Genomic DNA, 26751 nt, shown 5'->3' with positions numbered 1-26751 from the left:
TCGCGGTGAGCGATGACGAAGAGGGCGGTGTCGTCCGGGATCCGGCCCCGGCGGTGGGGCGTGGCATCCGGCTTCTCGGGCTTCTCGCCGAGGCGGGACGCGCGCTGACGCTCACGGAACTGGCAGCGGGCCTCGGCCTGGCGAAGTCATCGACGGCGAACCTCTGCCTGTCGCTCGAGGCGGGCCGCATGATCGAGCGCGTGCCGCTCGGGTACCGCCTCGGGATCCGCACGGCAGAGCTCGGCGGCGCCTTCGCCGCGCAGTTCAATCAGGTGCGCGAGTTCTACGCCGTGTGCGAGACGTCGCCGGTGCTGGCGACGGAGCTCGTGCAGGTCGCTGTGCTCGACGACACCGACGCCCTCTACCTCGCGCGGTACGAAGGGTCGCGGTCGGTGCGCCTCGGAACGCCCCTGGGCTCGCGCCTGCCCGCCGCGTTGTCGGCCACGGGCCGGGCGCTGCTGATGACCCGCGCGGACGACGACGTGCGCGAGATGCTGTCGCGGGGGCGCCCGCTGCCCCGGCTCACCTCGCACAGCACGGTCGACGTCGAAGCCGTCCTCGCCAAGATCGCCACTGCCCGCCAGCGCGGGTGGTCCGTCGACGAGGAGGAGTCGTTCCGCGGCATCGTCGGCGTCGCCGTTCCCCTCGAAGGCTGGGCGCCGGGCGATCCGCAGTTGGCGCTGGGCGTCGGCATCCCGGTGGCGGATGCCACTCCCGAGCGCGTCTCACGCGTGGGCGCTGCGCTCCGTGAGGCGGCGCGGGCCCTCACGAACCCGTTCAGCGCCTCCCGCGCGACCTGACGCGCGTCGGTGCTCACGGCTCGGGGTCGGGGCGCTTCTCGCGCGCGTCGACGCGCGCCGCGGCGCGCTGCTTCGGGGCGCATCCCGCGCCCGTCGACCGGTGTGTCGAGGCTCGGATTCGGGGCGCATCTCGCCGTTCGGGGCGCGTCCGCTGCGCCCCGAACGGCCGATTCCGCGCCGACGCAACGAGTGCCCGCCCTCGGCCTTCGTCAATCCTGTTCAACATATTGAACTGTGTCCACTCCGTTGGTACAGTCGGCTCGTCGCAAGACGCAAGCCGATCGAAGGAGATGGCCGTGACCACTGCATCCACACCGACGCCGCAGCCGACGGATGACCCCGAATACGCCGCGAACCTGCGCCGCGCCACGCTCGCCTCGAGCATCGGCAGTGCGCTCGAGTACTTCGATTTCGCGCTCTACGGTCTATCGACGGCGTTGATCTTCAATGTGCTGTTCTTCTCGCAGGACAACCCCGCCCTCGCCACGGTGGCCGCGTTCGCGACCTACGGTGTCGGATTCCTCGCCCGGCCGTTCGGCGGGCTCTTCTTCGGCGTCCTCGGCGACAAGCTCGGACGCAAGTGGGTGCTCGTCATCACGATCCTGCTGATGGGCGGGGCGTCGACGGCCATCGGACTGCTGCCCACCTACGAGGCGGTCGGCATCCTCGCCCCGATTCTGCTCGTGATCATGCGCCTGCTCCAGGGCTTCGGCGCCGGCGCCGAGCAGGCCGGTGCCACGGTGCTCATGGCCGAGTACGCGCCCGTGAAGCGCCGCGGTTTCTTCTCGGCGCTGCCCTTCATCGGCATCCAGGCGGGAACCCTGCTCGCGGCCGTCGTCTTCAGCCTGATCTCGCTGCTGCCCGAGGACCAACTGCTCAGCTGGGGCTGGCGCGTGCCGTTCCTCGCCTCGTTCGTGCTCATTCTGCTCGCGCTGTTCATCCGCATACGGCTGCGCGAGACGCCGACCTTCATCGAGCTCGAGAAGAGCGAGCAGATCGCTGAGCGTCCAGTTCGAGACATCTTCACCCGGGGTCTGCCGGGTGTCATCGTCGGCATCGGCCTGCGCATGGCCGAGAACGGCGGCTCCTACATGTTCAACACCCTCGCGTTGACGTTCTTCGTCGCCACCGTCGGGGGCCAGGCCGACCGCAGCCTGCTCACCTGGGGTGTCACGCTCGGTTCGCTGATCGGTATCTTCTCGGTGCCGCTCACGGGAGCGCTGTCCGACCGCATGGGCCGGCGCACCGTCTATCGTGCGGGTGCGCTGTTCATGCTGGTGTTCACCTTCCCGGCGTGGTGGCTGATGTCGCTCGGCAGCTACCCGATCACCATCGCCGTCGTCGCGATCGGCATCGGCGTCGCGGTCAATTCGATGCTCGGACCGCAGTGCGCCATGCTCCCGGAGCTGTTCGGCAACCGTCACCGCTACCTCGGCGTGGCCATGGCGCGTGAGCTCTCGGCCGTTCTCGCCGGTGGCCTCGCGGGGGTGCTGGGGGCGTACATCATCGCCGTCAGCGACGCGAACTGGCTGCTGCTGGCGATCTACATGGCGACCCTCGCGCTCATCACCACCGCGTCGACGTTCCTCGTCCCCGAGACCCTGCGTCGCGACCTCACCCGCACCGACGACGCCATCAAGGTGTCGCGCGAAGAGGTCGGCGAGGGCGTGGATGCCACGACCGTCACCGTCCGGACCATCCGATGAGCGCCGCGTTCGACCTCGCCGGCCGTCTCGCCCTCGTGACCGGCTCCAGCCGCGGCATCGGCCGCACCCTCGCCCAGGGGCTCGCCGAGGCGGGCGCGACGGTCATCGTGCACGGGAGGGATGCCGCGACCGCGGGCCGCGCCGCCGACGAGATCACCGCGGCGACCGGCGTGACCGCTCACGTCTCGACGTTCGACGTCGGCGACTCGGCCGCCGTCGACGCCGGCATCGACCGGATCGAACGGGACCACGGTGTGCCGGACGTCGTCGTGAACAACGCCGGCGTCCAGCGCCGGGCGCCCATCGCCGAGTTCGCCGACGCCGACTGGGACGACCTGGTCCGCACGAACCTCTCGAGCGCGTTCTACGTGTCGCGTCGGGTGGCGCGGGGCATGATCGCGCGCGGTTCCGGAAAGCTCGTGCAGATCGGCAGCGTGCAGTCTCAGCTCGCCCGCCCCTCGATCGCGGCCTACGGCGCGACGAAGGGCGCCATCGCGATGCTGTCGAAGGGGCTGTGCGCCGATCTGGCACCCCACGGCATCCAGGCGAATGCCATCGCGCCAGGGTACTTCGCGACCGAGCTCACGCAAGCTCTCGTCGACGACGAGACGTTCTCGAGGTGGGTGCGCACGCGCACCCCGGCGGGACGATGGGGGGACACCAGTGATCTGGTGGGGACGCTGGTGTTCCTCTCCAGCTCCGCGAGCGACTTCGTCAACGGTCAGACGATCTTCGTCGACGGCGGAATGACGGCGGTGGTGTGATGCGCATCGCTCGAGTGTCCACGTCGGGTGGCGTCACCACCGTGCGCGTCGGTGACGACGGGTCGTTCATCCCCATCGACGACCCCTATGCCGCGTTCGCGGAGGGGAAAGAGCCGCGGGATGCCGCCGAGCCCGTCGACGGCGAGTTCGCCGCTCCGTGCTCCCCGACGGTCGTCGTGGGCATCGCGCAGAACGGGCCGGGCCACGCGTCTCCGGTGCAGGCGTGGTTGAAGAGTCCGCGCACCGTCACGGGTCCCGGCGTCACCGTGCGGTTGCGCCGCGATGCCGGCCAGACCGTGGCCGAGGCCGAGGTGGCCGTCGTGATCGGGCGCGATACGACCGGACTCACGGCCGAGAACGCCCACGAGTACGTGCTCGGGATCACCGCGGTGAACGATCTGTCCAGCCCCGACCGGGCAGCGGTGGATCCGCGCAACTTCGAGTCGAAGTCGGGGGAGGGGTACACCCCGCTCGGACCGTGGATCGACACCGCCCTCCCGCTCGACGCCGACCTGCCCATGGCCCTGCTCGCTGATGGTGCCACCCGCGCCGAGACCTCCGCCGGCCGGCTGCCGATGACCCCCCGCGAGTGCCTTGCCTATGTCGCGGGGTGGACGACCCTCGGCCCCGGCGACGTGGTCATGATGGGCGCCCCGCATTCGCAGGCGCCTGTTCACCCCGGAGAGACGGTCGAGGTCGTCATCGGCGACCTGCGCCTGTCGACCCCCACGTCCTGAGGAGCGACGATGACCAACTTCGCCGTGGTGGCCCATGCCGCCGACGACCTGCGCGTCGAAGACATCGACGAACCGATCCCGGATGCCGACGAGGCCGTCATCGCCGTCGCCTACGGCGGCGTCTGCGGTTCCGACCTGCACTACTGGCGCCACGGAGCGGCCGGCGCGTCGATCCTCCGCGAGCCGCTCGTACTCGGGCACGAGCTGGCCGGGACGGTCGTGCGAGCCGCGGCCGACGGCAGCGGGCCGAGCGTGGGAACCCCGGTGGCCGTGCACCCGCTCACCCCTCGGGGTGACGGGGTGACGCCCTGGCCCGAGGATCGGCCCCAGCTCGCGCCAGCCTCGACCTACCTCGGCTCCGCCATGCACCTGCCGCACACCCAGGGTGGCTTCGCCGAGCGCGTGGCCCTTCCCACGCGCATGCTGTTCCCCCTCCCTCCGGGCCTCGACCTGCGCGTGGCCGTCCTGGCGGAACCCGCCGCCGTCGCGTGGCACGCGGTGAGCCAGGCGGGAGCCGTCGCGGGACGCCGGGTCGCGGTGATCGGCGCGGGGCCCATCGGTCAGCTCGCCGTCGCCGTCGCCCGTCATCGCGGCGCCGCCGACGTCATCGCCACCGATCTGCATGAGCTTCCGCGTTCGCTCGCGGAGGCGCGCGGAGCTCGAGCGCTCGACGCGCGCGACGACCAGGCGACCGCTCAGCTGCACGCCGACGTCGTGATCGAATCCAGCGGGACGGCGCCCGGCCTGGCATCCGCCATCGCCACCGCCCGTCGCGGCGGCACCGTCGTGCTGCTGGGCCTGCAAGCCGCGGGAGGAGTGCCGGCCCCGCTCGCAACCGCCATCACGCGCGAACTCACCCTGGTCGGGTCGTTCCGCTTCGGCGACGAGTTCGCCGAGGTGATCGCGGCGCTCGCCGACGGGTCCCTCGACGTCGAGGGCATCATCACGCACGTCATTCCGGTCGCGGACGCCCTCTCGGCCTTTGCGACGGCTGCCGATTCGTCCGTGTCGTCGAAGGTCGCCCTGTCGTTCGCCTGACCGTCGAGCGCGACGACTCGGGACCACCATGTCGTCGACGCTCGACACGGCGACATCGTTGCCCGCCGGCGAGGCCGTCCGTGGGCCGTTCGACGGGCCTAGATCGGGCGTTGATCGGGGCGGAACGCCGAGGGTCAGTGCTTCTTGTAGCCTGCGTTGCGCCCCATCGAGAAGAGGGCGCCGACCGTGCCGACGAGGCCGATCGTGGCGATGCCGCCGATGACCCAGAGCACGACGTGAGAGAAGAAGCCGCTGTCCATGATGATCCTCCGGGGTCGGTGTGGCTCATCGATCTTACCGTCGCGCCGCGCCGGACCCTGTCGCGCGCGAAGGGGCGGACGCACGCGTCTGCGTCGCCGCGGCGCCTTGCGGAGATCCGTCGCCGTCGCGTCCGGCCTGAGCAGGCGGGGACGCGGGTCGTACGGCCGCGTGAGCGCTGGTAGACTTCCGGGGAACTTCGGCGAGGGATTGCCGCGCACCGCCCGGTGCACGGGGGATCCGTGATCGACGCAGTGATGCAGGCTCCCCGGCTTTCCTCACGCGCTCGCGTTCGAGTCGAATCCAGACCACACAGGTGCGGGCCATGTCCGCGCACAAGCTGCGGGCCGCGTGCTCGCGAGGAGAACATCATGTCGGAAGACAACAAGGTCGTCGTGGAGCTCCGCGAGAACTTCGGCAAGGGCTTCGCCCGTCGCCTTCGCGCCGCGGGCAAGATCCCGGCCGTGATCTACGGTCACGGCACCGAGCCCCAGCACGTCGCGCTGCCCGGCCACCAGGTCGCGCTGCTCATCCGTCGCGCCAACGCGCTGCTCGACCTCGACATCGCGGGCAAGGGTCAGCTCGTGCTCGTGAAGGACGTGCAGAAGGACCCCGTGCGCCAGATCATCGAGCACATCGACCTCATCGTCGTGCGCAAGGGCGAGAAGGTCCAGGTCGACGTGCCCGTCACGGTCATCGGCGAGCCCTTCCCCGGCACCATCGCCAACCTCGAGAACACGACCGTGTCGCTCGAGGTCGAGGCCACCCACATTCCGCAGAACGTGGAGGTCTCGGTCGAGGGTGCCGAGGACGGCACGCAGATCACCGCCGCCGACCTGACGCTGCCCGCCGGCGCCACTCTGGTGACCGACCCCGAGACCCTGATCATCGGTGTCTCGGTGCCGCTCGACACCATCGCCGCCGACGAGCAGATCGCCGAGGCCGACGCCGAGGTCGCCGAGGAGCAGTCCGAAGAGGCCGAGGGCGACGACAAGTAATCCCCGGCGGGCTCCTGCTCGCCGACCACGAGGGGGCGCGTCTCGCGTCCCCTCGTTCTCTTCTCCCGGGCTTTCGCGGCCCGGCTCGTGCGTGCGGACGGGGTTCGCGCATCGGGAAGGATGGATGCCATGGCAGACACCTGGCTCATCGTCGGTCTCGGCAACCCCGGCCCGCGGTACGAGGCGACCCGCCACAACGTCGGCCAGATGGTGATGGACGAGCTCGCCGGCCGACGGCGCGAGGCGTTCCGCGCCCACAAGGCCAACGCGCGGGTCGTCGAGACCTGGCTCCGGCCGGGATCGGCGAAGCTCGTGCTCGCCAAGCTGAACTGCTTCATGAACGTCTCGGGCGGTCCCGTCGCCGGTCTCGCGCGCTTCTACGGCGTCGAGGCGGATCGCGTCGTCGTCGTCCACGACGAGCTCGACATCCCCTACGACACGCTCAAGCTCAAGACCGGCGGCGGCCACGGTGGACACAACGGGGTGCGCGACATCGCCAAAGCCCTCGGTACCGCCGACTTCCCACGTGTGCGGGTGGGGATCGGTCGTCCCGTGGGTCGGCAGGATCCCGCCGACTGGGTGCTCGATCCGTTCAGCGCGACCGAGCGCCAGACGTTGCCCATCCTGGTCTCGGATGCCGCGGATGCCGTGGAGCTGCTCGTCGATGAGGGCCTGGTCGCCGCGCAGCAGCGCTTCCACGCCCCCCGCGCCTGACCACCGCCTCCCGAGGCCGTCGGCCCGTCACCCGCCCCGCACCGATCACCGCCCTCTCATCTGATCACCGTTTCGCCCCGATCACCGATCCTGCGCCGGCAACCGTCTTCCCGTGCCGAGAACCCGCCGCCGGTGCCGTCCACACGCCCGGCATTCGGCCGACGGACACAGGAACGAAAAACGACGAACGACCCCGCCCTCGAGGGACGGGGTCGTTCGCGACGTGCGTGTCACATGCCGGAGCCGAGGCCGACGGCGGCACCCACGCCGAGCGCGGCGATGACGACGATTCCGCCGAGGACGGCGATGACGATCGCGGCGATCGCCCACCCGCGGCCGCGGTTCTTCACCGCGGCGATGATGCCCTGGATGAAGCCCCAGAGACCGAGGATGCCGTAGACGACGAACGCGCCGACGGACAGCACGGCGACCATGACGGCGGTCTGCTCGGTTCCCGGCGGGAGCGCGTTCGTGTCGAGCTGCCCTGAGGAGTCGGTGTACTGCGCGATGCTCCCGGTCTGCAGACCGGCCACGAACGCCAGGATCGAGCCCACGACCACGGCCAGGAGGGAGGCGACGAAGGCGATGATGCCGAGTTTCTTCGACACCGGAGCCGCGGGGCCGGGGGCGTATGCGGGAGCGGCGTAACCGCCCGGCGCCGCGTGGGCCTCGCTGCGCGTGAGGGGCGGGTTGTAGGGTTCCGGCGGCGGCGGGTTGGTGCTCACGGGATGCTCCTGTGTCGTCGGCGGGCAGCGGGTGCCCGGTTCGGCGGATGGCGGGCACGGTGTGCCCGTTGCCGCGAGTGTAGAGAAGCGGTTGCGCAAGACCGGCGGGGCTGGACGGGCGCCCCATCGGCGCGGTAGCGCATCGCCGACGACGATCAGATCGGGGCGATTCCGACAGGCATCGTGGCCAGTCCCGCGACGAGCCCCGCGGCGACCAGACCCCCGAACACCAGCGGTCCGAACGCCGAGACGACGATGGCGGCGATGCCCGACCCGCGTCCGGAGCCGAGTGCGGTGGCGACGATGCCGAGCACGAGCGCGGCGACTCCGATGACCGTGCCCGCCCAGAAGGCGATCTCGCCGACCAGCACGATGTCGCGCACCGGCGACAGCACGCGCCAATCGAGGGTGCGGGAGGTGACGGCCTCGAGTCCGGGTCCCGCACCGCGCGCCGTCCGGAACGCCGAAAAACCCCCGACGGCGGATGCCAGGACCGTGGCGACGATCGACAGGAGCAGCGCCCACGTCCCCAGTGGTCGCCCGCGACGGCGGGGCTGCGGGGAAGCGAGCATCGTCCCGACCGGCGGCGCGACGTGCGGCGCGGCGAAGACCGGACCGCTCGGGGCGCTCGGGGAGGTCATGCCGTCAGCCTACGAGACGTCGTCGGGTTCTCGCCTGCCTCCGCGGACGGCCCGATGTCGGAGCCCCCGCGTAAACTCTCCCGAGTGACAGTTCCCGGGATCGTTCGCGCCCTCGAGCAGGCTGAGTCGTACCGTGAGGCCGCTTCCGCGGCATCCGCCGACCTGTCTCTCTCCCTCGTCGATGGCCTCGACGTGCCCGTCATCGCGGGTCTCATCGAGCGGCGACGCGCCGCGGGCGAGCCCGGCGCCGTGCTGGTGATCGCTCCGACCGGCCGTCGCGCCGAGTCGCTGGGGCCGGCCATCGATGCCGTTCTCCCCGGCGCCCATGTGCTCCACTTCCCCGCGTGGGAGACCCTGCCGCACGAGCGCCTCAGCCCCAGCCCCGAGACGGTGGGTCGCCGCCTCGACGTGCTCCGTCGCATCGCGGCGTGGGATGGCCAGGCGCCGCTGGTCGTCACAGCCTCGGTGCGCAGCGCCCTGCAACCGCTCGCCCCCGGCTTGGGAGACGTCCAGCCGGTCCAGCTCGTCGTGGGCGGTCGCGGACACGAGCTGGAGGCGGTCACGACGCGTTTGGTCGAGTTGGCCTACCACCGCGTCGACATGGTGTCGCGACGCGGCGAGTTCGCCGTGCGCGGCGGCATCCTCGACGTGTTCCCGCCCGTGGCCGACCACCCCTACCGCGTGGAGTTCTTCGGCGACGAGGTCGACCAGATCCGTGCCTTCTCGGTCGCCGATCAGCGGTCGCTCCCGGGCGAGATCACCGACGTCACCCTCGTTCCCAGCCGCGAGCTCCTGCTCACCGCCGAGGTCCGCGCGCGCGCCGCCGCGTTGCGCGACGCGTACCCGGGTCTGCGGCAACTGCTCGAGAAGATGTCGGAGGGCATTCCCGCCGAGGGCATGGAATCGCTCATCCCCGTCCTCATCGACGACCTCGTCACGATCGTCGACTACCTCCCCGGAGGCAGCGCCGTCGCCCTCGTCGATCCCGAGCGATCCCTCGCCCGCGCGACGACACTCGGCGACACCAACCGCGAGTTCCTCGAGGCGGCCTGGTCGGCGGCGACAGCGGGGGCCGATACCCCCGTCGACCTCGACTCCGGCGACTTCGTCACCCTCGACGACCTGCACGAGAGGGCCAGCGGTCGCGGGGGCGTCTGGTGGCAGTTCAGTGCGTTCGACTCGGGCGCGGCCGACGCCGAAGACGAGGGTCTCGTCGTCGGCGACGACTCCGCGCATCGCATCAAGGCGGACTCCGTGCCGTCGTTCCAGGGCAACGTCGACGGCGCCACGGCGCACGTCGGTCAGTTGTTGGCCGACGGCTGGTCCGTGGTGGTCACGGCATCCGGACCCGGCATGGTCGATCGCGCCCGCGATGTGCTCGCGGAGCGCGGCATCGCGGCGCGGCGCGTCGACGACGTGCGGACGCCACCCGAACCCGGTGTGGCGCACGTGGTGTGCGCGCCGCTCGAACGCGGCTTCCACCTCGTCGAGGCGAAGTTCGCCGTCATCACCGAGACCGAGTTCTACGGACGGTCGGTGGGCGGCGACAACCGCGGCGTCAAGAAGCTCGCCTCGCGGCGACGCAACGTCGTCGATCCACTGCAGCTGAAGCCCGGCGACGTCGTCGTGCACGCCACCCACGGCATCGGCAAATTCCTCGAGCTGACCCAGCGTGAGGTCTCCAGCGGCGGGCGCAATGCGGTCAAGACGACGAAGGAGTACCTCGTCCTCGAGTACGCCCCCGCCAAGCGCGGGTATCCGGGCGACAAGCTGTTCGTGCCCACCGACCAACTCGACCTGCTCTCGAAGTACGTCGGCGGCGAGGCACCCACGCTGTCGAAGATGGGCGGCAGCGACTGGGCGGCGGCGAAGGGTCGGGCCCGCAAGGCCGTTCGCGACATCGCGGTCGAGCTCGTGAAGCTGTACTCGGCGCGCATGGCGTCGAAGGGATACGCGTTCGGGCCCGACACCCCGTGGCAGCGCGAACTCGAAGAAGCCTTCCCCTTCGCCGAGACCATGGACCAGCTGCAGACCATCGACGAGATCAAGGCCGACATGGAGAAGCCGATCCCGATGGACCGCTTGCTCTCGGGAGATGTCGGTTTCGGCAAGACCGAGGTCGCGGTGCGCGCGGCGTTCAAGGCCATCCAAGAGGGCAAGCAGGTCGCCATGCTCGTGCCGACGACGCTGCTGGTCAAGCAGCACCTCGAGACCTTCGCCGAGCGCTATGCCGGCTTCCCCGTGACGGTGCGCCCTCTTTCGCGCTTCCAGAGCGACAAAGAGGCGAAGGCGACCCTCGCCGGTCTCACCGACGGCACCGTCGACATGGTCATCGGAACGCACCGCATCCTCACCGAGAAGGTGATCTTCAAAGACCTCGGGCTCATGATCATCGACGAGGAGCAGCGTTTCGGCGTCGAACACAAAGACCAGTTGAAGAAGCTCAAGACGAACGTCGACATCCTCGCGATGAGCGCCACGCCGATCCCGCGCACGCTCGAGATGGCCGTCACCGGCATCCGCGAGATGTCGACCCTCGCCACCCCGCCCGAGGATCGGCATCCGATCCTCTCCTACGTCGGTCCCCGCAACGACAAGCAGATTGCCGCCGCCATCCGGCGCGAGCTGCTGCGCGAGGGGCAGATCTTCTACGTGCACAACCGGGTGTCGTCCATCCAACGGGTGGCCGCGCACCTCGCCGAGATCGTGCCGGAGGCGCGCATCGTCGTCGCCCACGGTCAGATGGGCGAGCACGCCCTCGAGCAGGTCGTCGACGACTTCTGGGAGCGCCGCGCCGATGTGCTCGTGTCGACCACGATCATCGAGACGGGGCTCGACATCTCGAACGCCAACACGATCATCATCGACCGCGCCGACAAGTACGGCCTGTCGCAACTGCATCAGCTGCGCGGGCGCGTGGGCCGAGGTCGCGATCGGGCGTACGCGTACTTCCTGTACGACGAGATGAAGCCCCTGTCCGAGACGGCGGCCGATCGCCTCGAGACCATCGCCGTCAACAACGACCTCGGTTCGGGCATGCAGGTGGCGCTGAAAGACCTCGAGCTCCGCGGGGCCGGAAACCTGCTGGGCGCCGAACAGGCGGGGCACATCGCCGGCGTCGGCTTCGACCTGTACCTCCGCATGATCGGCGAGGCCGTGTCGACCTTCCGCGGGGAGGATGTCGACGGCCCCACCGAGCTGCGGCTCGAGCTCCCGGTCGATGCGCGTCTTCCCGAGTTCTACATCGACAGCGAGCGTCTGCGGCTCGAGGCGTACCAGAAGCTGTCGGCCGCGGCATCCGCCACCGCAAAGGACGACGCCATCGACCTCGTCGTCGAAGAACTCCGTGACCGCTACGGGGAGCCGCCGGCCGAGGTCGAGGGTCTCATCGCCGTCGCTCGCCTGCGACGCCGAGCCGCGCAGGCGGGTCTGGCCGATGTCGTCGCGATGGGCTCCAACCTGCGCGTCGCCCCGGCGAACCTGGCCGATTCCATGCGCGTGCGTCTGCAGCGCCTGTACCCCAAGGCGAAGCTCGTCGCGAGCGGGGATGCCATGGTGGTGCCGTTGCCGCAGGACGCCGACGACGCGAACCTGATCGCGTGGGTGCGCCAACTGCTCGACGCGCTGTGGCCGCTGCCGGTCGAGAAGGAGTCCGTCCCGGCCTCCTGACGCAGCGTCGGCGCAGCGCTACGCTGTCGGCACCGACGGGAAGGACGCCTCCATGCGCTTCGCTCATCTCGGGGCTGAGCCCCGCATCCATCCCGACGCGGTCGTTGCGCCGACCGCGGTCATCAGCGGCGACGTGACGATCGGACCCGGGTGCCAGGTGCTGCACGGCGCGATCCTCACCGCCGAGGGCAGTCCGGTGGTGCTCGGCGAGAACACGATCGTCATGGAGAACGCCCTGGTGCGGGCGAGCTCGACCCACGCCGTGCACGTCGGCGCGCACACCCTGATCGGCCCGATGTCGAGCGTCGCGGGCGCCGACATCGGAGACGAGGTCTTCCTGGCCACCGGCACGCGCATCTTCAACGGCGCCGAGATCGGCGATCGCAGCGAAGTACGCATCAACGCCGTGGTGCACGTGCGCACCGTCCTGCCCCCGGGGACTGTCGTGCCGATCTCGTGGGTGGCGGTGGGTGACCCCCTGCAGATCCTCCCGCCCGACCGCCACGAGGAGATCTGGGCCGCGCAGAAGGAGCTCGACTTCCCCGGGTACGTGTTCGGCCTCGATCGTGAGACGCCCGACCTCATGGTGCAGCTCACCGACCGCTACGGCCGGAGCCTCGCCCGTCACGCCGCGGACCGCCGGCTGGACTGACCCGCTCTCGCCTTCGGCATCCTCGCGTCCGTCTGCGTCGGGTCGGCCGGTCGGGGCGTCTTCGCGGTGCCGTGGGATCGGGCCGGCTGTGCCGTGCGCGGAGGTCGGGTTGGCGGGGCGTGCGCCAGCGGGGAGGTGTGGAGCGGCGGGGCGTGCGCCAGCGGGGAGGTGTCGAGCGGCGGGGCGATTCGCGACGCGCCGGGCCGGCGGCTCGTTATGTCGGCGTGCCGCGGGAGCGGTTCGCCGTTGTGCCCGGCCCGCCGGCGGAGTGCCCGGCTATGGGCCCACCTGTAGAGGCCCGGCTCTCGGGGCCTGCCTGTGCAGTGTCCGGCTGAGGGCACGCTCGAGCCTCGACCGCCGAAGACGAAGCGCCGGCCCCCACTCGGGGAGCCGGCGCGTCGACGAGACAGGATGCCGCTCAGCCGGTGTTCTGCAGTCCCGCGGCCACGCCGCTCACCGACAGCAGCAGCAGTCGCTGCTGCTCGGCATCCGGGGTGTCGGATTCGGGGGCGGCGGCGCGCAGGGCGCGGAGTGCCCGCAACTGGAGCAATGACAGCGCATCGACGTAGGGGCTGCGCATCTTCACCGCGCGCTGGAGCACGGGCTTGTTGCCGAGCAGGTCGCCGCCGGTGATGCGCTCGACCCACGAGCGGGTCAACAGCATCTCGTCCATGACGAGCTGGGCGAGGTCGTCGCGGTCGCCGAGGGCGAGGTAGCGGCGGGCGATGCGCTCGTCGGCCTTCGCGAGGCTCATCGCGACGTTGTCGATCATCGTGCGGAACAGCGGCCACTGCTCGTAGGCGTCACGCAGACGCTGCTCATCGCCGACGGCGTCGAGCGCCGTTCCGAGACCGAACCACCCGGCGAGGTTGATGCGGGCCTGGGTCCACGAGAACACCCAGGGGATCGCGCGGAGGTCCTCGAGCGACTCGACCGACAGGCCCCGGCGCGCGGGGCGCGAGCCCAGGGCGAGGTGTCCGAGTTCTTCCATCGGCGTGACGGTGGCGAACCAGGGGGCGAAGCCGGGGGCCTTGACCAGGGCGAAGAAGCGCTCGCGCGAGGCGACGTCCATGGCCGATGCGACATCGGCGAAAGCGTCGGCAGCGCCGCGGTTGCGCCGCTCGATCGAGGGCGAGGATGCCGTGAGCACCGCGGCCGCCACCTGGTCGATGTGGCGCATCGCGATGTCGGGATCGCCGTAGCGGGCGAAGATGACCTCGCCTTGCTCCGTGAGCTTGAACCGACCGTCGACGGAGTGCGGGGGCTGGGCGAGGATCGCGGAGTTGGCGGGACCGCCGCCCCGGCCGAGCGCGCCGCCGCGTCCATGGAAGAGCGTCAGTTCGATGCCCTCGGCCTCGGCCCACGTCGAGATCTTCGCCTGCGCCTCGTAGAGCGCGAGGTTGGCCGCGACCGGCCCGACGTCCTTCGACGAGTCGGAGTACCCGAGCATGACCTCGAGGCGCAGCCCCGTGGCATCCAAGCGGCTGACGAACGAGGGGTGCGAGACGATCTCGGCGAGGATGCCGGGCGCTGCCTGCAGGTCGGCGAAGGTCTCGAACAGGGGGATGACGTCGAGCACGGGGACCGCCTCGCCCGGTCCCATCGCGTACGACGCGAGTTCGTGGACGTTCGCGAGGTCTTCGGCCGACTGCGTGAACGACACGATGTAGCGACCGGCGGCGCGGGGGCCGAAGCGCTCCTGCACGTAAGCGATCGAGCGGAAGACCTCCAGCACCTCGTCGGTCTGCTCGCTGCGCTGACCGCCGGTGCGAAGCTCGTCGAGCACCTTGCGGTGCACGGCGGAGTGCTGGCGCACCTCCAGCTCGGTCAGGTGGAAGCCGTAGGTCTCGACCTGCCAGACCAGGCGCTGCAGCGCACCGTACGCCTGGCGTGCAGCTCCGGCGGCGACGAGCGAGTCCTGCACCGTGTGCAGGTCGGCGAGCAGATGCTCGGGGTCGCGGTAGGCGAGGTCGGCGTTGCGCGTGCGGGTCGCGGCGATCTTGCGGGCCAGGAGCAGGAGGATGCGGCGGTGCGGCTCGTCGGGGGAGCGCTCGGCGATCTCTTTCGCGGCGTCCTCGTCGGCGGCGCGCAACCGGTGCCACAAGGAGACCAGGGCATCACTGGGCGGGGTGGTCCCGGCATCCAGGGTGAGGCCACGCCCGACGCGCTGCGTGGTGCGCTCCAGTCCCAACAGCACGTGCTCGCTGGCGATCGCGGCGGCCTTGCGGGTGACGGATGCCGTCACGAAGGGGTTGCCGTCGCGGTCGCCGCCGACCCACGAGCCGACGCGGACGAACGGCTTGACGATCGGCGGGCGCGACCCCGCGTGCTCACCCTGGAGGATGTCGTCGATGCGGCGATAGACGTGCGGCACGGCGGTGTAGAGCGTCTCGTCGAACACGGCCATGACCGAGCGCACCTCGTCGACGGGGGACGGTTTGTCGCGGCGGAGGGGAGCGGTGCGCCAGAGGGTGTCGATCTCTTCGAGCATGCGGCGCTCGGTGCGGCGTGTCTCGGTGGCGTTCTCGCCGGCGGCGTCGCGCTCGCCGAGCAGGTCCGACAGGCGGCGGATGCTGGTCGAGATCGCACGGCGTCGGGCCTCGGTGGGGTGAGCCGTGAAGACGGGGTGGAAGCGCAGGGCCTGCAGCCGCGCGAGGGCGGTGTCTTCGCCGACCTCACTCGACAGTCGCTCGAACGCGCTGGCGATGGTGTCGGGGATGCCGCTGCGGGAGGGCTGGTCGCCACGCTCACGCAGTACTCGCACGCGCTGGTGCTCCTCAACGAGGTTGACGAGGTGGAAGTAGGCCGTGAAAGCGCGGGCCACCTCGTCGGCTCGTTCGATCGAGAAGCTGTCGGCGATGGCCGCTGCGCGCTCGAAAGCTTCGGACGTCTCGTCGGTGTAGGCCTGGATCGTCGCCGTGCGCAGTCGCTCGACGTCGTCGTACAGGCCGGGGGAGCCGCTCTCCTGAAGCACACGTCCCAGCAGCGAGCCGAGCAGGCGCACGTCGGCGCGCATCTGTTCGGGGAGCTCCTGGCCGGCTTCGAAGCGGCCCACGAGGTCGATGGCCTCGGTCGGGGTCAGTTCACGCACACGGCCAAGATTATCGGCGTCGCGTTGCGGGCGGATGACACGGTGGCCTGGGGGGACACATTCGTCCGTGGGGAGAAGCCGTGGGTGCCGCCGTCCGAGTAGTCGCGATGCGGACTTCCTCCGCCCCAGCGATCGATACGCCGCAGGATTTCACGCGGAGGACTGCTGAGGGTGCAGGTTCATCGGGTTCCCCTCGTGAGTACCTCTTCCTGACTCTGCGCGGACTCGCTGTGTCGGGCCCCGGCCCGGCGTCCTCCTGCGACGAGACCCGCTCCCGTGGGGCTCCGGTCCGACCGATGACGGTGCACCGGAGCGACGCAGACGTGCCCGCGCCCCGCCGGGTGCGGGGTGCGAGGGGCATACTCGGGGCAGCGGACTGCGCGAGCCCGGTGGGTGCCGGGTGCCGGTTGCCGGGGTCCGCGGAAGGAGACCCCGTGAGCGACGACGCCCTGCGCGAGGCCGCCGAGACGATGCGCGCGGTGCGCGCGCGCTGCGTGTGGACGCAGCGGATCGACCACCGCGATCTCGTGCCGTACCTGGTCGAGGAGAGCGCCGAGGTGATCGACGCGGTCGAGTCCGGCACCCGCGCCGATCTGCGGGAGGAGCTCGGCGACCTGCTCTGGCAGGTGCTCTTCCACGCCGAGATCGCCGCGGGCGACGCGGACGACCCGTTCGACATCGACGACGTCGCGCGCGGTCTGACCGAGAAGATGGTGCGGCGTCATCCGCATGTGTTCGCCGATGCCGTGGCATCCACTCCCGAAGAAGTGCTCGTTCACTGGAACGCGGCGAAGGCGGCCGAAAAGGGCACCCGCACGAGCGTGCTCGACGGGGTCAGCGACCATATGCCCTCGCTCGCTCTGGCCCAGAAGGTGCTGGGCAAGGCCGCGCAGGTCGAGGTGACCGCCCCCGCGCATCGCCTCGCCGACCCGGAGACCGAGAGCGAGCTCGGCGATGCCCTGCTGGCCCTGGTGCAGCTCGGCCGCGAGCGCGGGTGGGACGCGGAACGGGCGCTGCGCGAGCGTCTACGCACCCTCCGCGGTGAGGTGCGGGCGGTCGAGCGGAGCGGCGCAACCGCATCCGAGTGACGAGACCGCGGTCGGCAGACGCCGTCCGACCGCGGTTCGGGCGAGCGCCCGCGGTTCCGGTGAGACTCTGCGGTTCCGGCGCGCGCCTGCGGTCCCGGTGAGACTCTGCGGTTCCGACGCGCCGCGAACACCCCGGCGCTCGACCCGGTGCGAGGGGCTGGAACAATGGAGCCGTGGTATCCGTGAACCCGCCGCGCGGCATGCGCGACTTCCTCCCCGCCGACAAGGCCCGCCGTGAGCGCGTGCTCGCCGTCATCCGCGAGCGCTACCGCGCGCACGGCTTCGACGAGATCGAGACCCCGGTCATGGAGGACTACGACCGCCTCCACGCCGGGATCGGCGGCGACAACGAGAAGCTCTCGTTCAGCATCCTGAAGCGCGGGATGGATGCCGACGGCATCCGCGCTGCGGCCGACGATCCCGCCGCCTTGGCCGACCTGGGGCTGCGCTACGACCTGACGGTGCCGCTCGCGCGTTTCTACGCCACGCACCGCGCGCAGCTGCCGACGGTGTTCCGGGCGATCCAGATCGCGCCCGTGTGGCGCGCGGAGCGGCCGCAGAAGGGGCGCTACCGCCAGTTCGTGCAGTGCGATATCGACGTCATCGGCGACGCCTCAGCCCGCGCCGAGGCGGAGCTCATGACGGCGAGCCTCGACGTGCTCGACGCCCTGGGGCTGGAGGGCGGGTCGATCCGCGTCAACGACCGTCGCGCCCTCGACGCGATGCTCGACGTCTTCGGGTTCGCGCCCGACGAACGCCCCGGGGTCCTCATCACCATCGACAAGCTCGACAAGGTCGGCCCCTCCGGCGTCGTCGCGGAGCTGCGCGGCCGTGGCGCGGGCGCCGCGGCCGTCGACGCGTTCGCGGCCTACCTCGCGCGTCCCGCGGGCTCACCGTCGTTCGATGACGACGGCATCCGCGCGGCGCTGCCCGATGGCATCCCCGACGAGGTCATCACCCACCTGGTCGATCTCGGCGAGACGGTCGCGGCCGCCCGGGGTGCCGAGGCGCCGCTCGTGTTCGACCCGTTCCTCGTGCGGGGAATGGGCTACTACACCGGCACGATCTTCGAGCTCGCCCACCCGAGCGTCGACTACTCCCTCGGCGGGGGTGGTCGTTACGACGGCATGATCGGGCGGTTCCTGGGCCAGCAGGTGCCGGCCGTGGGCTTCTCGATCGGTTTCGAGCGACTCGTCGACCTGCTTCCCGACGACGCCGCCGACGGCGATCGTTCCGTCGTGCTCGTGCACGATCGCGACGTCGCGCTTCCGCAGCTGCTCGCGCTCAAGGCCCACCTCGTTGCCGGGGGAGCACGCGTGCGCGTCGAGCAGCGGGCCAAGAACATGAAGGTGCTGCTCGAGCGCTCGGCGGCCGACGGGTACACGGCGTTCGCGTCGGTGAGCGCCGACACCACGGCCGAGACGCTCGAGCTGAAGCCCCTGGCCTGAGCCGGCGCACTCGTCGGCGGGGATCGTCCCCGCCCCTGAAGACGAAGACACAGGATGCCGCGAGCCCGGCGTCGCCTCGCCGTCACGGCCGGGACACCCGTCGTTCACCCCCGCGAGGTGTCATCGGTCCATGCGCGCACGTCGTCCGGTGACCCTGGCTGCAGCGTCGGTGATGGCCGTCGTGGGCGCCGGGGTCGTGGGTGTGCGCACCCTGGTGACCCGCCAGGCGGCGATCGCCCGCCGCCGCATCGGCAAGCCCCTCGGCGAGCAGGCGCTCGACGCCGACCGCGTGTGGCGGCGCAAAAAGCATCCGGGAACGCCGGTGGAGCTGCTGCTGCTCGGTGACTCGATCGCCGCGGGCCTCGGCGCGGACCACCGCCGTGACACGCTCGGCGCGCGTCTTGCGAAGGGCATCGCGCGCGAGGCCGGGCGACCGGTGCGGTTGCGCACCGCCGCGGTGGTCGGTTCCGAGACGTCGGCACTGGCGGCGCAACTCGCCTCCCTCCCCGCGGACTATCGCCCGGACGCCGCGGTGATCGTCGTCGGAGGCAACGACGTGACGCACCGCGTCGCGGCATCCCGCTCCGCCGAGCAGCTCGAGCAGATCGTGCGCGCGTTACGCGCCGCCGACGTCCCGGTCGTCGTGGGGACCTGTCCCGACCTCGGGACGCTGCGCGCGATTCCCCAGCCCCTGCGCGCGCTCGCCGCACGCTCGTCTCGACAACTGGCCGCAGCTCAGGCCTCCGCCGTGCATCGGGCCGGGGGTCGCGTCGTCGCCCTCTCGCGAGCGGTCGGCCCGGTGTTCGCGGAGCAACCCGACGAGATGTTCAGCGTGGACCGCTTCCACCCCAGTGCGCTCGGCTACCGACGCACGGCGGAGGCCCTGCTGCCCGCCGTCCTCGCGGCATTGGAGACCGTGGACGGACGGGCCCGACCGGAGTCCCGGCTCACGCGCAGTCGACCGACCGACCCCGCCCACCTGCGCGACGAGCGTTGACCCCCGGGGTCCCCGCCGACAGGCTGGGAGGGTGCCCACCCCCGACGACGTCGACGCCTTCCTCACCACCGTATTGATCGGGGACGACCCGACCCTGGATGCCGCGCTGCGGGCGCAGCACGACGCCGGGCTCCCCGCAATCGAAGTGGCCCCGGTCAACGCGAAATTCCTGCACCTGCTGACCCGCATCGCGGGAGCCCGCCGAGTACTCGAGGTCGGCACCCTCGGCGGGTACTCGACGATCTGGTTCGCCCGTGCCGTGGGTGCGGGGGGCGTGGTCGTCACGATCGAAGCCGAGCCGGTCAACGCCGAACTCGCCCGCGCCAACCTCGAGCGTGCCGGGGTGTCGGAGCGGGTCGAGATCCGCGTGGGCCGTGGCGCCGACGTACTGCCCGGTCTCGATGGCGGCGAGCCCTTCGACCTCGTCTTCATCGACGCCGACAAAGAGTCGAACACCGTCTACCTCGACTGGGCCGCTCGTCTCGGCCGTCCGGGGACGGTCGTCGTGCTCGACAACGTCGTGCGCGCCGGAGAGGTCGCCGACGCCGATACCCCCGACACCAAGGTGCAGGGCGCGCGGCGCGGCGTCGAGATGCTCGGCACCGACCCCCGCTTCGACGCCACCGCCCTGCAGACCCTCGATCGCAAGGGCTGGGACGGCATCGCGCTGGCGATCGTGGTGGATGCCGCGGCTCCCTAGTCCGGATGCGAGGTCCCTGAGCCTGTCGGGGGACCGGGCCTTCGGGTCACCACGGCTTCGACGGGCTCGGCCACCTCGGTCACCGCGTCGCTCCGTGGCATCCGACCCCACGCCCGCCACCCCGTGTCACTAGACTCGACGACGGACCGACGACGCTCCGCCCTCTTTCCCCAGAACCAACGAGGAGTCCTTCGTGGCACTTATCGAGGCTGTCAACGCGCGCGAGATCCTGGATTCGCGCGGTAACCCGACCGTCGAGGTGGAGGTGCTCCTCGACGACGGAATCGTCCAGCGGGCGGCCGTCCCCTCCGGCGCGTCCACCGGCGCGTTCGAGGCCTACGAGCTGCGCGACGGCGACAAGACCCGCTACAGCGGCAAGGGCGTGCTGAAGGCCGTCGCCGCCGTCGTCGACGAGCTCGGCCCCGCCATCGAGGGCGTCGAGGCCAGCGAGCAGCGCATCATCGACGAGATCCTCATCGAGACCGACGGCACCGAGAACAAGTCGCGCACCGGCGCCAACGCCATCCTCGGTGTCTCGCTCGCCGTCGCCAAGGCCGCCGCCGACAGCGCCGACCTGCCCCTGTTCCGCTACCTCGGCGGTCCCAACGCCCACCTGCTGCCCGTGCCGCTGTTCAACGTCATCAACGGCGGCGAGCACGCCGACAACGGCATCGACTTCCAGGAGTTCTTCCTGGCCCCCATCGGCGCCGACACCTACAGCGAGTCGCTCCGCTGGGGCACCGAGGTCTACCACGTCCTCAAGGGCGAGCTGAAGTCGGCGGGTTACAACACCGGTCTCGGCGATGAGGGCGGTTTCGCCCCCGACCTGCCCAGCAACCGCGAGGGCCTCGACTTCCTCATCCGCGCGATCGAGAAGGCCGGCTTCACCCCCGGTCAGGACATCGCCGTCGGCCTCGACGTCGCTGCCACCGAATTCTTCAAGGACGGCGTCTACACCGTCGAGGGCAAGGAGTGGAGCGTCGACACCCTCGTCGACTACTTCGCCGACCTCGTCGCCAACTTCCCGATCGTCACGATCGAGGACGCGCTCGCCGAAGACGACTGGGACGGCTGGAAGAAGCTGACGGATGCCATCGGCTCCAAGGTGCAGCTCGTCGGCGACGACCTGTTCGTCACCAACCCCCAGCGTCTGCAGAAGGGCATCGACCTCGGCATCGCCAACTCGCTGCTCGTGAAGGTCAACCAGATCGGCACGCTCAGCGAGACGCTGGATGCCATCAACCTGGCCACCCGCTCGGGGTACACCTCGATGCTGTCGCACCGTTCGGGCGAGACCGAAGACACCACGATCGCCGACCTCGCCGTGGCGGTCAACGCGGGTCAGATCAAGACCGGCGCCCCCGCCCGCAGCGAGCGCGTCGCGAAGTACAACCAGCTGCTCCGCATCGAAGAGGACCTCGGCGATGCCGCGGTCTTCGCGGGCCGCTCGGCGTTCCCCCGCTTCAAGGGCTGATCGTCCGATCCGAGGAGGGGGAGCCGGAAGGCTTCCCCTCCTTCGTCGTTCCCGTCCGAGGTCGACGACGGACGGCGGGATCCTCCTGAGGCGATCGGGCGATCTCAACAGCACGCGGTACCCGAGTCATCGGGCTCGCAGCTGGGCCCGCTCGATGCCTCAGGTGCAGCTCGCTCGCCGGGTCTCGCGGGCTCAGTCTGAGTGGATGCCCGGGTTCCGGCGCGTCCACGGGGCGCCCCCGCGCCGCGCCGTAGACTCGCCTGCGGCCGGGATGACCGGTGCACGGAACGAAGGGATGGGCATGGAGCGACCGACTCTGCCTCCCCGCCGCCCTGTGGCATCCGAGGCTCCTCCGGCGAAGACGTCAGCAAAGCGCGTAACCGCCTCGCGGCCCATCCGCACGCCGTCACCGACGGCGACGCAACACCGCGTCGACGTACGCGACTGGCTCGGCCGGGTGCGAGTCTCGGGCTTCGTCGTCATCATGCTCGGGCTCGTCGTTCTCGGCACCTTCGTGCTCGTGCCGACGGTGGGCACCTACATGGACCAGCGGCAGCAGATCCAGGCGCTGCAGGGCGCGGTGCGGATCAGCCAGTCCGAGGTCGAAGACCTGCAGATGCAGCGCGATCGGTGGGCCGATCCGGCGTACATCCGCACGCAGGCGAGGGAGCGCCTCGGATACACGTTCCCCGGCGAGGTGGTCTACCTCATCGACAACGATCTGCCCGCCTCCTCGACGCCGCAGGAACAGGGCGACGTGAGCGACGCCGTGGGCCAGACCCGTACCGACTGGATGGCGCAGTTGGTCCGCTCGGTCGCGGCGGCGGGCGCCGCCCAGGTCGCCGTGCCGACGATCGGCGTTCCCGACCCGACTCCTCCGCCCGAGACGCCCGCCGGCTGAGTGCTCCCCGACCGGCACGTGCGAGTCCGCGGGCACGGAAGAACGTCTTCGACTCCGCCGACAAACGCAATCGCCCCGGCAGAGAGATATTTTCGAGGCGTTTCCGGGCGCGGATGCCGTTTCTCGGCGCCCGCGTGAGCCGTCGAGGGCGGCCGGGTACCCTGAGAGCGATGACTACCGCACCGCTTCCCCCCGCCTCCGACGCCGATCTCGCCGTGCTGAAGGCGCAGCTCGGTCGCGTCCCGCGCGGCGTCGTCGGCGTCGCCGCACGGTGCGTGTGCGGCAACCCGACGGTGGTGGCGACCTCGCCGCGCCTCGACGACGGCAGCCCGTTCCCCACCTTCTACTACCTCACCCACCCTGCCGCCACCGCCGCGATGTCGGTGCTCGAGGCCGGGCACGTGATGAAGGAGTTCTCCGACGAGCTCGCCGAGAGCGATGAGCTCCAGCAGCAGTACCGGGCGGCGCACGCGGCATACCTCGACGACCGCGCCGCGTACGGCGAGCCCGACGAGATCGCCGGCATCTCCGCCGGGGGCATGCCGACGCGCGTGAAGTGCCTGCACGCCCTCGCCGGACACTCGTTGGCGGTGGGCCCCGGCGTGAACCCGATCGGCGACCGCGCGCTCGAGCGCGGCACCTGGTCACCCGAACGCTGCCAGTGCGAGAGCCCCGGGACCGGAGGATGAAGCGCGTCGTCGCCGCCGTGGCGTCCGTCATCCTCGTGGCGGTGCTGACGGGCGCGGCGGCGACGCCAGGTGCCTCCGCGCCCTCCGCCCCGCAGGCCCCGGCGGGCCCGGTGGCCGAGGACCCGACCGACTCGGTCCGCGCCGCGGAGTACTGGCTCGATCAGTACGGGGTGCGCGAGGCGTGGAAGACCACGCGCGGTGCCGGGCAGAAGATCGCGATCATCGACACGGGCATCGGCCGAGGGCCCACCGAGTTCAGCGGCGCCGTGGTCGGCGGAATCGACGTCTCGGGCGTGGGCTCCTCGGACGGACGCACTCCCGTGGGTGCGGTGGACGCCAACCACGGCAGCTGGGTCGCCTCGCTCGCGGCCTCCCGCGGAACCGGCAACGGTCGCGGCATGATCGGCGTCGCGCCCGAAGCCGAGCTGTTGTCGATCTCGGTGGGGTTCGGGGCGACGACGTCGAAGTCGTTCACCGAGCAGATCGCCGAAGCCATGACCTGGGCCGTCGACAACGGCGCCACCGTCATCAACCTGTCGCTCACCACCAACACGCTCGACTGGGATCGCAGCTGGGACGATGCGTTCCAGTACGCCTTCGACAAGAACGTCGTCGTCGTCGTGGCCGCGGGCAACCGGGGGAGCGGCACCGACCGCGTGGGCGCGCCCGCCACGATCCCGGGGGTCCTGGCCGTGGGCGGAGTCGATCCGAGCGGTGCGGCGAGTAACAGCGCGTCGACGCAGGGCATCACGATCGGTCTGTCGGCCCCCAGTGAGCGGCTGATCGGCGTCTCGTCCGACGGCACGCTGGTGCAGTGGAACGGGACGAGCGGAGCGGCTCCCATCGTGGCCGGTATCGCGGCGCTCGTGCGCGCCGCACACCCCGAGCTCGACGCCGACAACGTGCTGAACCGGCTGATCCAGACGGCGAGACCTGCCGCCGGCGCATCGACCACTCCCGACAAGCTCTACGGCTACGGACTGGTGGATGCCGCTCGGGCGGTGTCGTCGAGCCCGGTCGCCGCCGTGACCGAGAACCCGTTGGGCAGCCTCACCGAGTGGGTCCGTCTCTACCGCCGCGCTGATGCCCAGCCGTCTCCCGAGCCGAGCGCCAGCCCCGTGACGATCCCTCCGCTTCCGCCCGTCGAGTCGGGTCCCCAAGCGAGTTCGCCTCTGCTGCCGTCGCGCGATAGCGTGCTCTACGGGTCGTTGCCGCTCGGCGCTGCCACGCTGGCCGCTATAATGATTGCGCTCGGCGTCACCGCTGCTGCCCGGCGATCCCGACAGGCACGCACCTCCCGCGAGCCGAGCCGCAACATTAACGAGGAGTCCCTCCCATCGTGACCACTACCGTGCCCAGAATCCTCATCGTCGGTGGGGGCTACGCAGGTTTCTACACCGCGTGGAAGCTCGAGAAGCTCCTCGGCCGCAACGAGGCCGAAGTCACGCTCGTCGACCCGCTGCCGTACATGACGTACCAGCCGTTCCTCCCCGAGGTCGCCGCGGGTGAGATCGAGCCCCGTCACGTCGTGGTGGGCCTTCGCCGCCACCTCAAGCGCACCACGGTCATCGCCGGCAAGATCACGGGCATCGAGCACGCCTCCAAGACGGCGACGATCACCCCCATCGCCGGTGACGAGTCGTTCACGCAGGGCTACGACCAGATCGTCGTCACCGCCGGCGCCGTCTCGCGCACGTTCCCGATCCCGGGCATCGCCGACAACGCGATCGGCCTGAAGACCATCGAAGAGGCCGTCGCCATCCGCGATCGCCTCACCTCGAACTTCGACAAGGCCTCCGTGCTGCCCGCCGGTCCCGAGCGCGACCGTCTGCTGACCGTCGTCGTCGTCGGTGGCGGCTTCGCCGGCATCGAGGTGTTCGCCGAGCTGCGTGCCTATGCCTCGTCGCTGCTGAAGCAGTACCCGACTCTGGCCTTCGACGACACGCACTTCCATCTCATCGAGGCCATGGGGCGCATCATGCCCGAGGTGTCGCAGAAGACGAGCGAGTGGGTCCTCGCCGACCTGGCCAAGAAGGGTGCGTTCGTGCACCTCGACACACAGGTCAGGGGCGCCGTCGACGGCGTCGTGGAGCTCTCCACCGGAGAGAACCTCCCGACCGACCTCATCATCTGGACCGCCGGTGTCATGGCCAACCCCACCGTCGTGCGCGGCAGCGACCTGCCCGTCGAGGAGCGCGGTCGCATCCGCACCCGCCCCGACCTGCGCGTCGGCACCGACGAAGACATCGTCGAGGGCGCCTGGGCCGCCGGTGACGTCTCGGCTGTCCCCGACCTGTCGGGTGGCGGTGTGGGCGGCTTCTGCGTCCCCAACGCCCAGCACGCGGTCCGCCAGGGCAAGCTCATGGCGAAGAACATCGTGGCGGTGCTGCGCGGTGAGGAGCCCAAGCAGTACTTCCACAAGAACCTCGGTGCCGTCGCCGGCCTGGGCCTGTACAACGGCGCGTTCCAGTCGGGCAACATCGCCCTGACCGGTCTGATCGCCTGGTTCGCCCACCGCGGGTACCACGGCCTGGCCATGCCGACGTGGGAGCGCAAGTTCCGCGTGATCGGCGACTGGGTGCAGAACTTCCTGCACGGGCGCGAGGTCGTCTCGCTCGAGGCGGTGCAGCAGCCCCGCGCCGCGTTCGAGGAGTTCGCCGCCCGCCCGCGTCCCGCCGCTCCGGCAGCGGACGCTCCGGCCCCGGCCGAGAAGAAGGCCGAGCCCGTCGCGGCCAAGTAACGCCCCGCGTTTCGAGACCCCCGCACCCGTCACGGGTGCGGGGGTCTCGGCGCTTCCGGATGCCGTTCCGCTGCGCACGGGATGCCACGCCGGCCCGCGATACGGTGGAGGCCGGGCCCCCGTAGCCCAATGGCAGAGGCAGGCGACTTAAAATCGCTTCAGTGTGGGTTCGAGTCCCACCGGGGGTACACGCGAGTGTGAGCGGAAACCCCCTCGGAGCGGCGGATGCCCCCTCGATCCACATCCCCTGAGAGTCCGTCGCACCGCCCGGCGCCCGCCCACCCCGCAGTTACACTGAGGGGCAATCTCTCGAACGAAAGTGTGGGGACGTACGTATGTGGGAGTGGCTCGTACCGGTCATAGTGATCGTCGGCATCCTGGTGATCGCGGGGATCTACCTCTGGGCCACCTACAACGCCCTGGTCGCGCTGAACGTCCGCGTCGACGAGGCGTGGAGTGACATCACGGTGCAGCTGAAGCGGCGTGCCGATCTGCTGCCCAACCTCATCGAGACGGTGAAGGGCTACGCCGCGCACGAGAAGGCCGTGTTCGAGAACGTCACGCGTGCCCGTGCTGAGACGCTCTCGGCGCAGAGCCCCGCCGAGGCCGGGGTCGCCGAGGGGCACATGCAGCAGGCGCTGAAGTCGCTGTTCGCCGTCGCCGAGGCGTACCCGCAACTGCAGGCGAGCCAGAACTTCCTGCAGTTGCAGCACTCGATCGTCGACACCGAGGACAAGATCCAGGCGTCGCGCCGTTTCTACAACGGTGGCGTTCGCGAGCTCAACACCAAGATCAAAGTGTTCCCCAACAACCTCTTCGCACGCCAGCTCGGCTTCCACGAGCGCGAGTTCTTCGAGGTCATCGACGGCGCCGCGATCGCGGAACCGCCCCGCGTGCAGTTCTGACCGAACGCGCCCCCTT

At 70.7% G+C, this 26751-nt stretch carries 23 protein-coding genes and 1 tRNA gene; 20 read left to right on the top strand and 4 right to left on the bottom strand.

Features of this window, described 5'->3' with window-relative positions:
• Positions 1-5: 5 nt before the first annotated feature.
• From MT347_RS04855 to MT347_RS04835, 5 genes are all read left to right on the top strand, one after another.
• The gene (locus MT347_RS04855) at positions 6-800 is read left to right on the top strand and encodes an IclR family transcriptional regulator (RefSeq protein WP_243498608.1); all 795 of its coding nucleotides are present in this window, start codon (positions 6-8) and stop codon (positions 798-800) included.
• Positions 801-1090: 290 nt separating this feature from the next.
• Positions 1091-2506 (top strand): MFS transporter, encoded by a 1416-nt coding sequence (locus MT347_RS04850; RefSeq protein ID WP_374206493.1) that lies wholly within the window; start codon positions 1091-1093, stop codon positions 2504-2506.
• Positions 2503-3270, top strand: coding sequence for an SDR family oxidoreductase (locus tag MT347_RS04845; protein WP_243498604.1), 768 nt, complete (start codon positions 2503-2505; stop codon positions 3268-3270). Before MT347_RS04850 ends, MT347_RS04845 begins: the two co-directional genes overlap by 4 nt.
• Positions 3270-4007: a fumarylacetoacetate hydrolase family protein gene (locus MT347_RS04840; RefSeq protein ID WP_243498602.1), complete on the top strand. Its 738-nt coding sequence runs from the start codon at positions 3270-3272 to the stop codon at positions 4005-4007. Before MT347_RS04845 ends, MT347_RS04840 begins: the two co-directional genes overlap by 1 nt.
• Positions 4008-4016: 9 nt before the next feature.
• A complete protein-coding gene (locus MT347_RS04835; RefSeq protein WP_243498600.1) occupies positions 4017-5045 on the top strand; it encodes an L-idonate 5-dehydrogenase in 1029 nt (342 codons plus the stop codon).
• Between the two features lie 134 nt (positions 5046-5179).
• On the opposite strand, the gene MT347_RS18105 is transcribed toward MT347_RS04835, so the two are convergent.
• Positions 5180-5305 (bottom strand): hypothetical protein, encoded by a 126-nt coding sequence (locus MT347_RS18105; RefSeq protein WP_261742869.1) that lies wholly within the window; start codon positions 5303-5305, stop codon positions 5180-5182.
• Between the two features lie 369 nt (positions 5306-5674).
• On the opposite strand from MT347_RS18105, the gene MT347_RS04830 reads away from it, so the two are divergent.
• Positions 5675-6301, top strand: a complete 627-nt coding sequence (locus MT347_RS04830) for a 50S ribosomal protein L25/general stress protein Ctc (RefSeq protein WP_243498598.1) — start codon at positions 5675-5677, stop codon at positions 6299-6301.
• Between the two features lie 129 nt (positions 6302-6430).
• Positions 6431-7015, top strand: a complete 585-nt coding sequence (gene pth / locus MT347_RS04825) for an aminoacyl-tRNA hydrolase (protein ID WP_243498596.1) — start codon at positions 6431-6433, stop codon at positions 7013-7015.
• A 230-nt stretch (positions 7016-7245) separates the two neighbouring features.
• On the opposite strand, the gene MT347_RS04820 is transcribed toward pth, so the two are convergent.
• Both MT347_RS04820 and MT347_RS04815 read right to left on the bottom strand, forming a co-directional pair.
• On the bottom strand, positions 7246-7740 hold the full coding sequence (locus MT347_RS04820) for a hypothetical protein (RefSeq protein ID WP_243498594.1): 495 nt from the start codon (positions 7738-7740) through the stop codon (positions 7246-7248).
• Positions 7741-7895: 155 nt separating this feature from the next.
• A complete protein-coding gene (locus MT347_RS04815; RefSeq protein ID WP_243498592.1) occupies positions 7896-8381 on the bottom strand; it encodes a hypothetical protein in 486 nt (161 codons plus the stop codon).
• Between the two features lie 84 nt (positions 8382-8465).
• Between MT347_RS04815 and mfd the strand changes: the two genes are divergently transcribed.
• Both mfd and MT347_RS04805 read left to right on the top strand, forming a co-directional pair.
• The gene (gene mfd / locus MT347_RS04810) at positions 8466-12050 is read left to right on the top strand and encodes a transcription-repair coupling factor (RefSeq protein ID WP_243498590.1); all 3585 of its coding nucleotides are present in this window, start codon (positions 8466-8468) and stop codon (positions 12048-12050) included.
• A 52-nt stretch (positions 12051-12102) separates the two neighbouring features.
• Positions 12103-12702, top strand: coding sequence for a gamma carbonic anhydrase family protein (locus MT347_RS04805; protein ID WP_243498588.1), 600 nt, complete (start codon positions 12103-12105; stop codon positions 12700-12702).
• A gap of 418 nt (positions 12703-13120) precedes the next feature.
• Here the strand turns inward: MT347_RS04805 and MT347_RS04800 are convergent, their stop codons facing one another.
• Positions 13121-15793, bottom strand: coding sequence for a phosphoenolpyruvate carboxylase (locus MT347_RS04800; RefSeq protein ID WP_243498586.1), 2673 nt, complete (start codon positions 15791-15793; stop codon positions 13121-13123).
• A gap of 470 nt (positions 15794-16263) precedes the next feature.
• Here MT347_RS04800 and MT347_RS04795 point away from each other — a divergent pair, with 470 nt between their 5' ends.
• The 11 genes from MT347_RS04795 to MT347_RS04745 all read left to right on the top strand — a co-directional run bounded on the left by MT347_RS04795 (position 16264) and on the right by MT347_RS04745 (position 26735).
• The gene (locus tag MT347_RS04795; RefSeq protein ID WP_243499051.1) at positions 16264-16881 is read left to right on the top strand and encodes a MazG family protein; all 618 of its coding nucleotides are present in this window, start codon (positions 16264-16266) and stop codon (positions 16879-16881) included.
• Positions 16882-17081: 200 nt separating this feature from the next.
• Complete coding sequence (gene hisS / locus MT347_RS04790) at positions 17082-18329, top strand: histidine--tRNA ligase (RefSeq protein WP_243499049.1); 1248 nt, start codon at positions 17082-17084, stop codon at positions 18327-18329.
• Between the two features lie 130 nt (positions 18330-18459).
• On the top strand, positions 18460-19326 hold the full coding sequence (locus tag MT347_RS04785; protein ID WP_243498583.1) for an SGNH/GDSL hydrolase family protein: 867 nt from the start codon (positions 18460-18462) through the stop codon (positions 19324-19326).
• A gap of 31 nt (positions 19327-19357) precedes the next feature.
• A complete protein-coding gene (locus MT347_RS04780) occupies positions 19358-20026 on the top strand; it encodes an O-methyltransferase (protein WP_243498581.1) in 669 nt (222 codons plus the stop codon).
• 193 nt (positions 20027-20219) lie between these two features.
• Positions 20220-21500, top strand: coding sequence for a phosphopyruvate hydratase (eno, locus tag MT347_RS04775; protein ID WP_243498578.1), 1281 nt, complete (start codon positions 20220-20222; stop codon positions 21498-21500).
• A 301-nt stretch (positions 21501-21801) separates the two neighbouring features.
• Positions 21802-22401, top strand: a complete 600-nt coding sequence (locus tag MT347_RS04770; protein ID WP_243498576.1) for a septum formation initiator family protein — start codon at positions 21802-21804, stop codon at positions 22399-22401.
• A gap of 170 nt (positions 22402-22571) precedes the next feature.
• Positions 22572-23090 carry a DUF501 domain-containing protein gene (locus tag MT347_RS04765; protein WP_243498574.1) on the top strand — a complete coding sequence of 173 codons (519 nt, stop codon included), beginning with the start codon at positions 22572-22574 and terminating at the stop codon, positions 23088-23090.
• The gene (locus MT347_RS04760; protein ID WP_243498572.1) at positions 23087-24433 is read left to right on the top strand and encodes a S8 family serine peptidase; all 1347 of its coding nucleotides are present in this window, start codon (positions 23087-23089) and stop codon (positions 24431-24433) included. Before MT347_RS04765 ends, MT347_RS04760 begins: the two co-directional genes overlap by 4 nt.
• Before the next feature lie 8 nt (positions 24434-24441).
• Positions 24442-25830, top strand: a complete 1389-nt coding sequence (locus tag MT347_RS04755) for an FAD-dependent oxidoreductase (RefSeq protein ID WP_243498569.1) — start codon at positions 24442-24444, stop codon at positions 25828-25830.
• 115 nt (positions 25831-25945) lie between these two features.
• Positions 25946-26018 (top strand) — tRNA-Leu (locus MT347_RS04750).
• A gap of 147 nt (positions 26019-26165) precedes the next feature.
• Positions 26166-26735, top strand: a complete 570-nt coding sequence (locus MT347_RS04745) for a LemA family protein (protein ID WP_094734002.1) — start codon at positions 26166-26168, stop codon at positions 26733-26735.
• Positions 26736-26751 lie beyond the last annotated feature (16 nt).

This window comes from Microbacterium sp. VKM Ac-2923, from assembly GCF_022815605.1.
In the GTDB taxonomy this organism is placed as follows: domain Bacteria; phylum Actinomycetota; class Actinomycetes; order Actinomycetales; family Microbacteriaceae; genus Microbacterium.
The sequence above is the reverse complement of the archived record's forward strand: the minus strand, read 5'-3'. Positions and strand labels throughout refer to the sequence as shown.

Coding starts and splice junctions, on each gene's coding strand:
- MT347_RS04805 (WP_243498588.1), top strand. CDS start 12,103: ATGCGCTTCGCTCATCTCGGGGCTGAGCCCCGCATCCATCCCGACGCG.
- pth (WP_243498596.1), top strand. CDS start 6,431: ATGGCAGACACCTGGCTCATCGTCGGTCTCGGCAACCCCGGCCCGCGG.
- MT347_RS04850 (WP_374206493.1), top strand. CDS start 1,091: ATGGCCGTGACCACTGCATCCACACCGACGCCGCAGCCGACGGATGAC.
- MT347_RS04840 (WP_243498602.1), top strand. CDS start 3,270: ATGCGCATCGCTCGAGTGTCCACGTCGGGTGGCGTCACCACCGTGCGC.
- MT347_RS04760 (WP_243498572.1), top strand. CDS start 23,087: ATGAAGCGCGTCGTCGCCGCCGTGGCGTCCGTCATCCTCGTGGCGGTG.
- MT347_RS04835 (WP_243498600.1), top strand. CDS start 4,017: ATGACCAACTTCGCCGTGGTGGCCCATGCCGCCGACGACCTGCGCGTC.
- MT347_RS04795 (WP_243499051.1), top strand. CDS start 16,264: ATGCGCGCGGTGCGCGCGCGCTGCGTGTGGACGCAGCGGATCGACCAC.
- MT347_RS04765 (WP_243498574.1), top strand. CDS start 22,572: ATGACTACCGCACCGCTTCCCCCCGCCTCCGACGCCGATCTCGCCGTG.
- MT347_RS04815 (WP_243498592.1), bottom strand. CDS start 8,381: ATGACCTCCCCGAGCGCCCCGAGCGGTCCGGTCTTCGCCGCGCCGCAC.
- MT347_RS04830 (WP_243498598.1), top strand. CDS start 5,675: ATGTCGGAAGACAACAAGGTCGTCGTGGAGCTCCGCGAGAACTTCGGC.
- MT347_RS04745 (WP_094734002.1), top strand. CDS start 26,166: ATGTGGGAGTGGCTCGTACCGGTCATAGTGATCGTCGGCATCCTGGTG.
- MT347_RS04770 (WP_243498576.1), top strand. CDS start 21,802: ATGGAGCGACCGACTCTGCCTCCCCGCCGCCCTGTGGCATCCGAGGCT.
- MT347_RS04845 (WP_243498604.1), top strand. CDS start 2,503: ATGAGCGCCGCGTTCGACCTCGCCGGCCGTCTCGCCCTCGTGACCGGC.
- hisS (WP_243499049.1), top strand. CDS start 17,082: ATGCGCGACTTCCTCCCCGCCGACAAGGCCCGCCGTGAGCGCGTGCTC.
- MT347_RS18105 (WP_261742869.1), bottom strand. CDS start 5,305: ATGGACAGCGGCTTCTTCTCTCACGTCGTGCTCTGGGTCATCGGCGGC.
- MT347_RS04785 (WP_243498583.1), top strand. CDS start 18,460: ATGCGCGCACGTCGTCCGGTGACCCTGGCTGCAGCGTCGGTGATGGCC.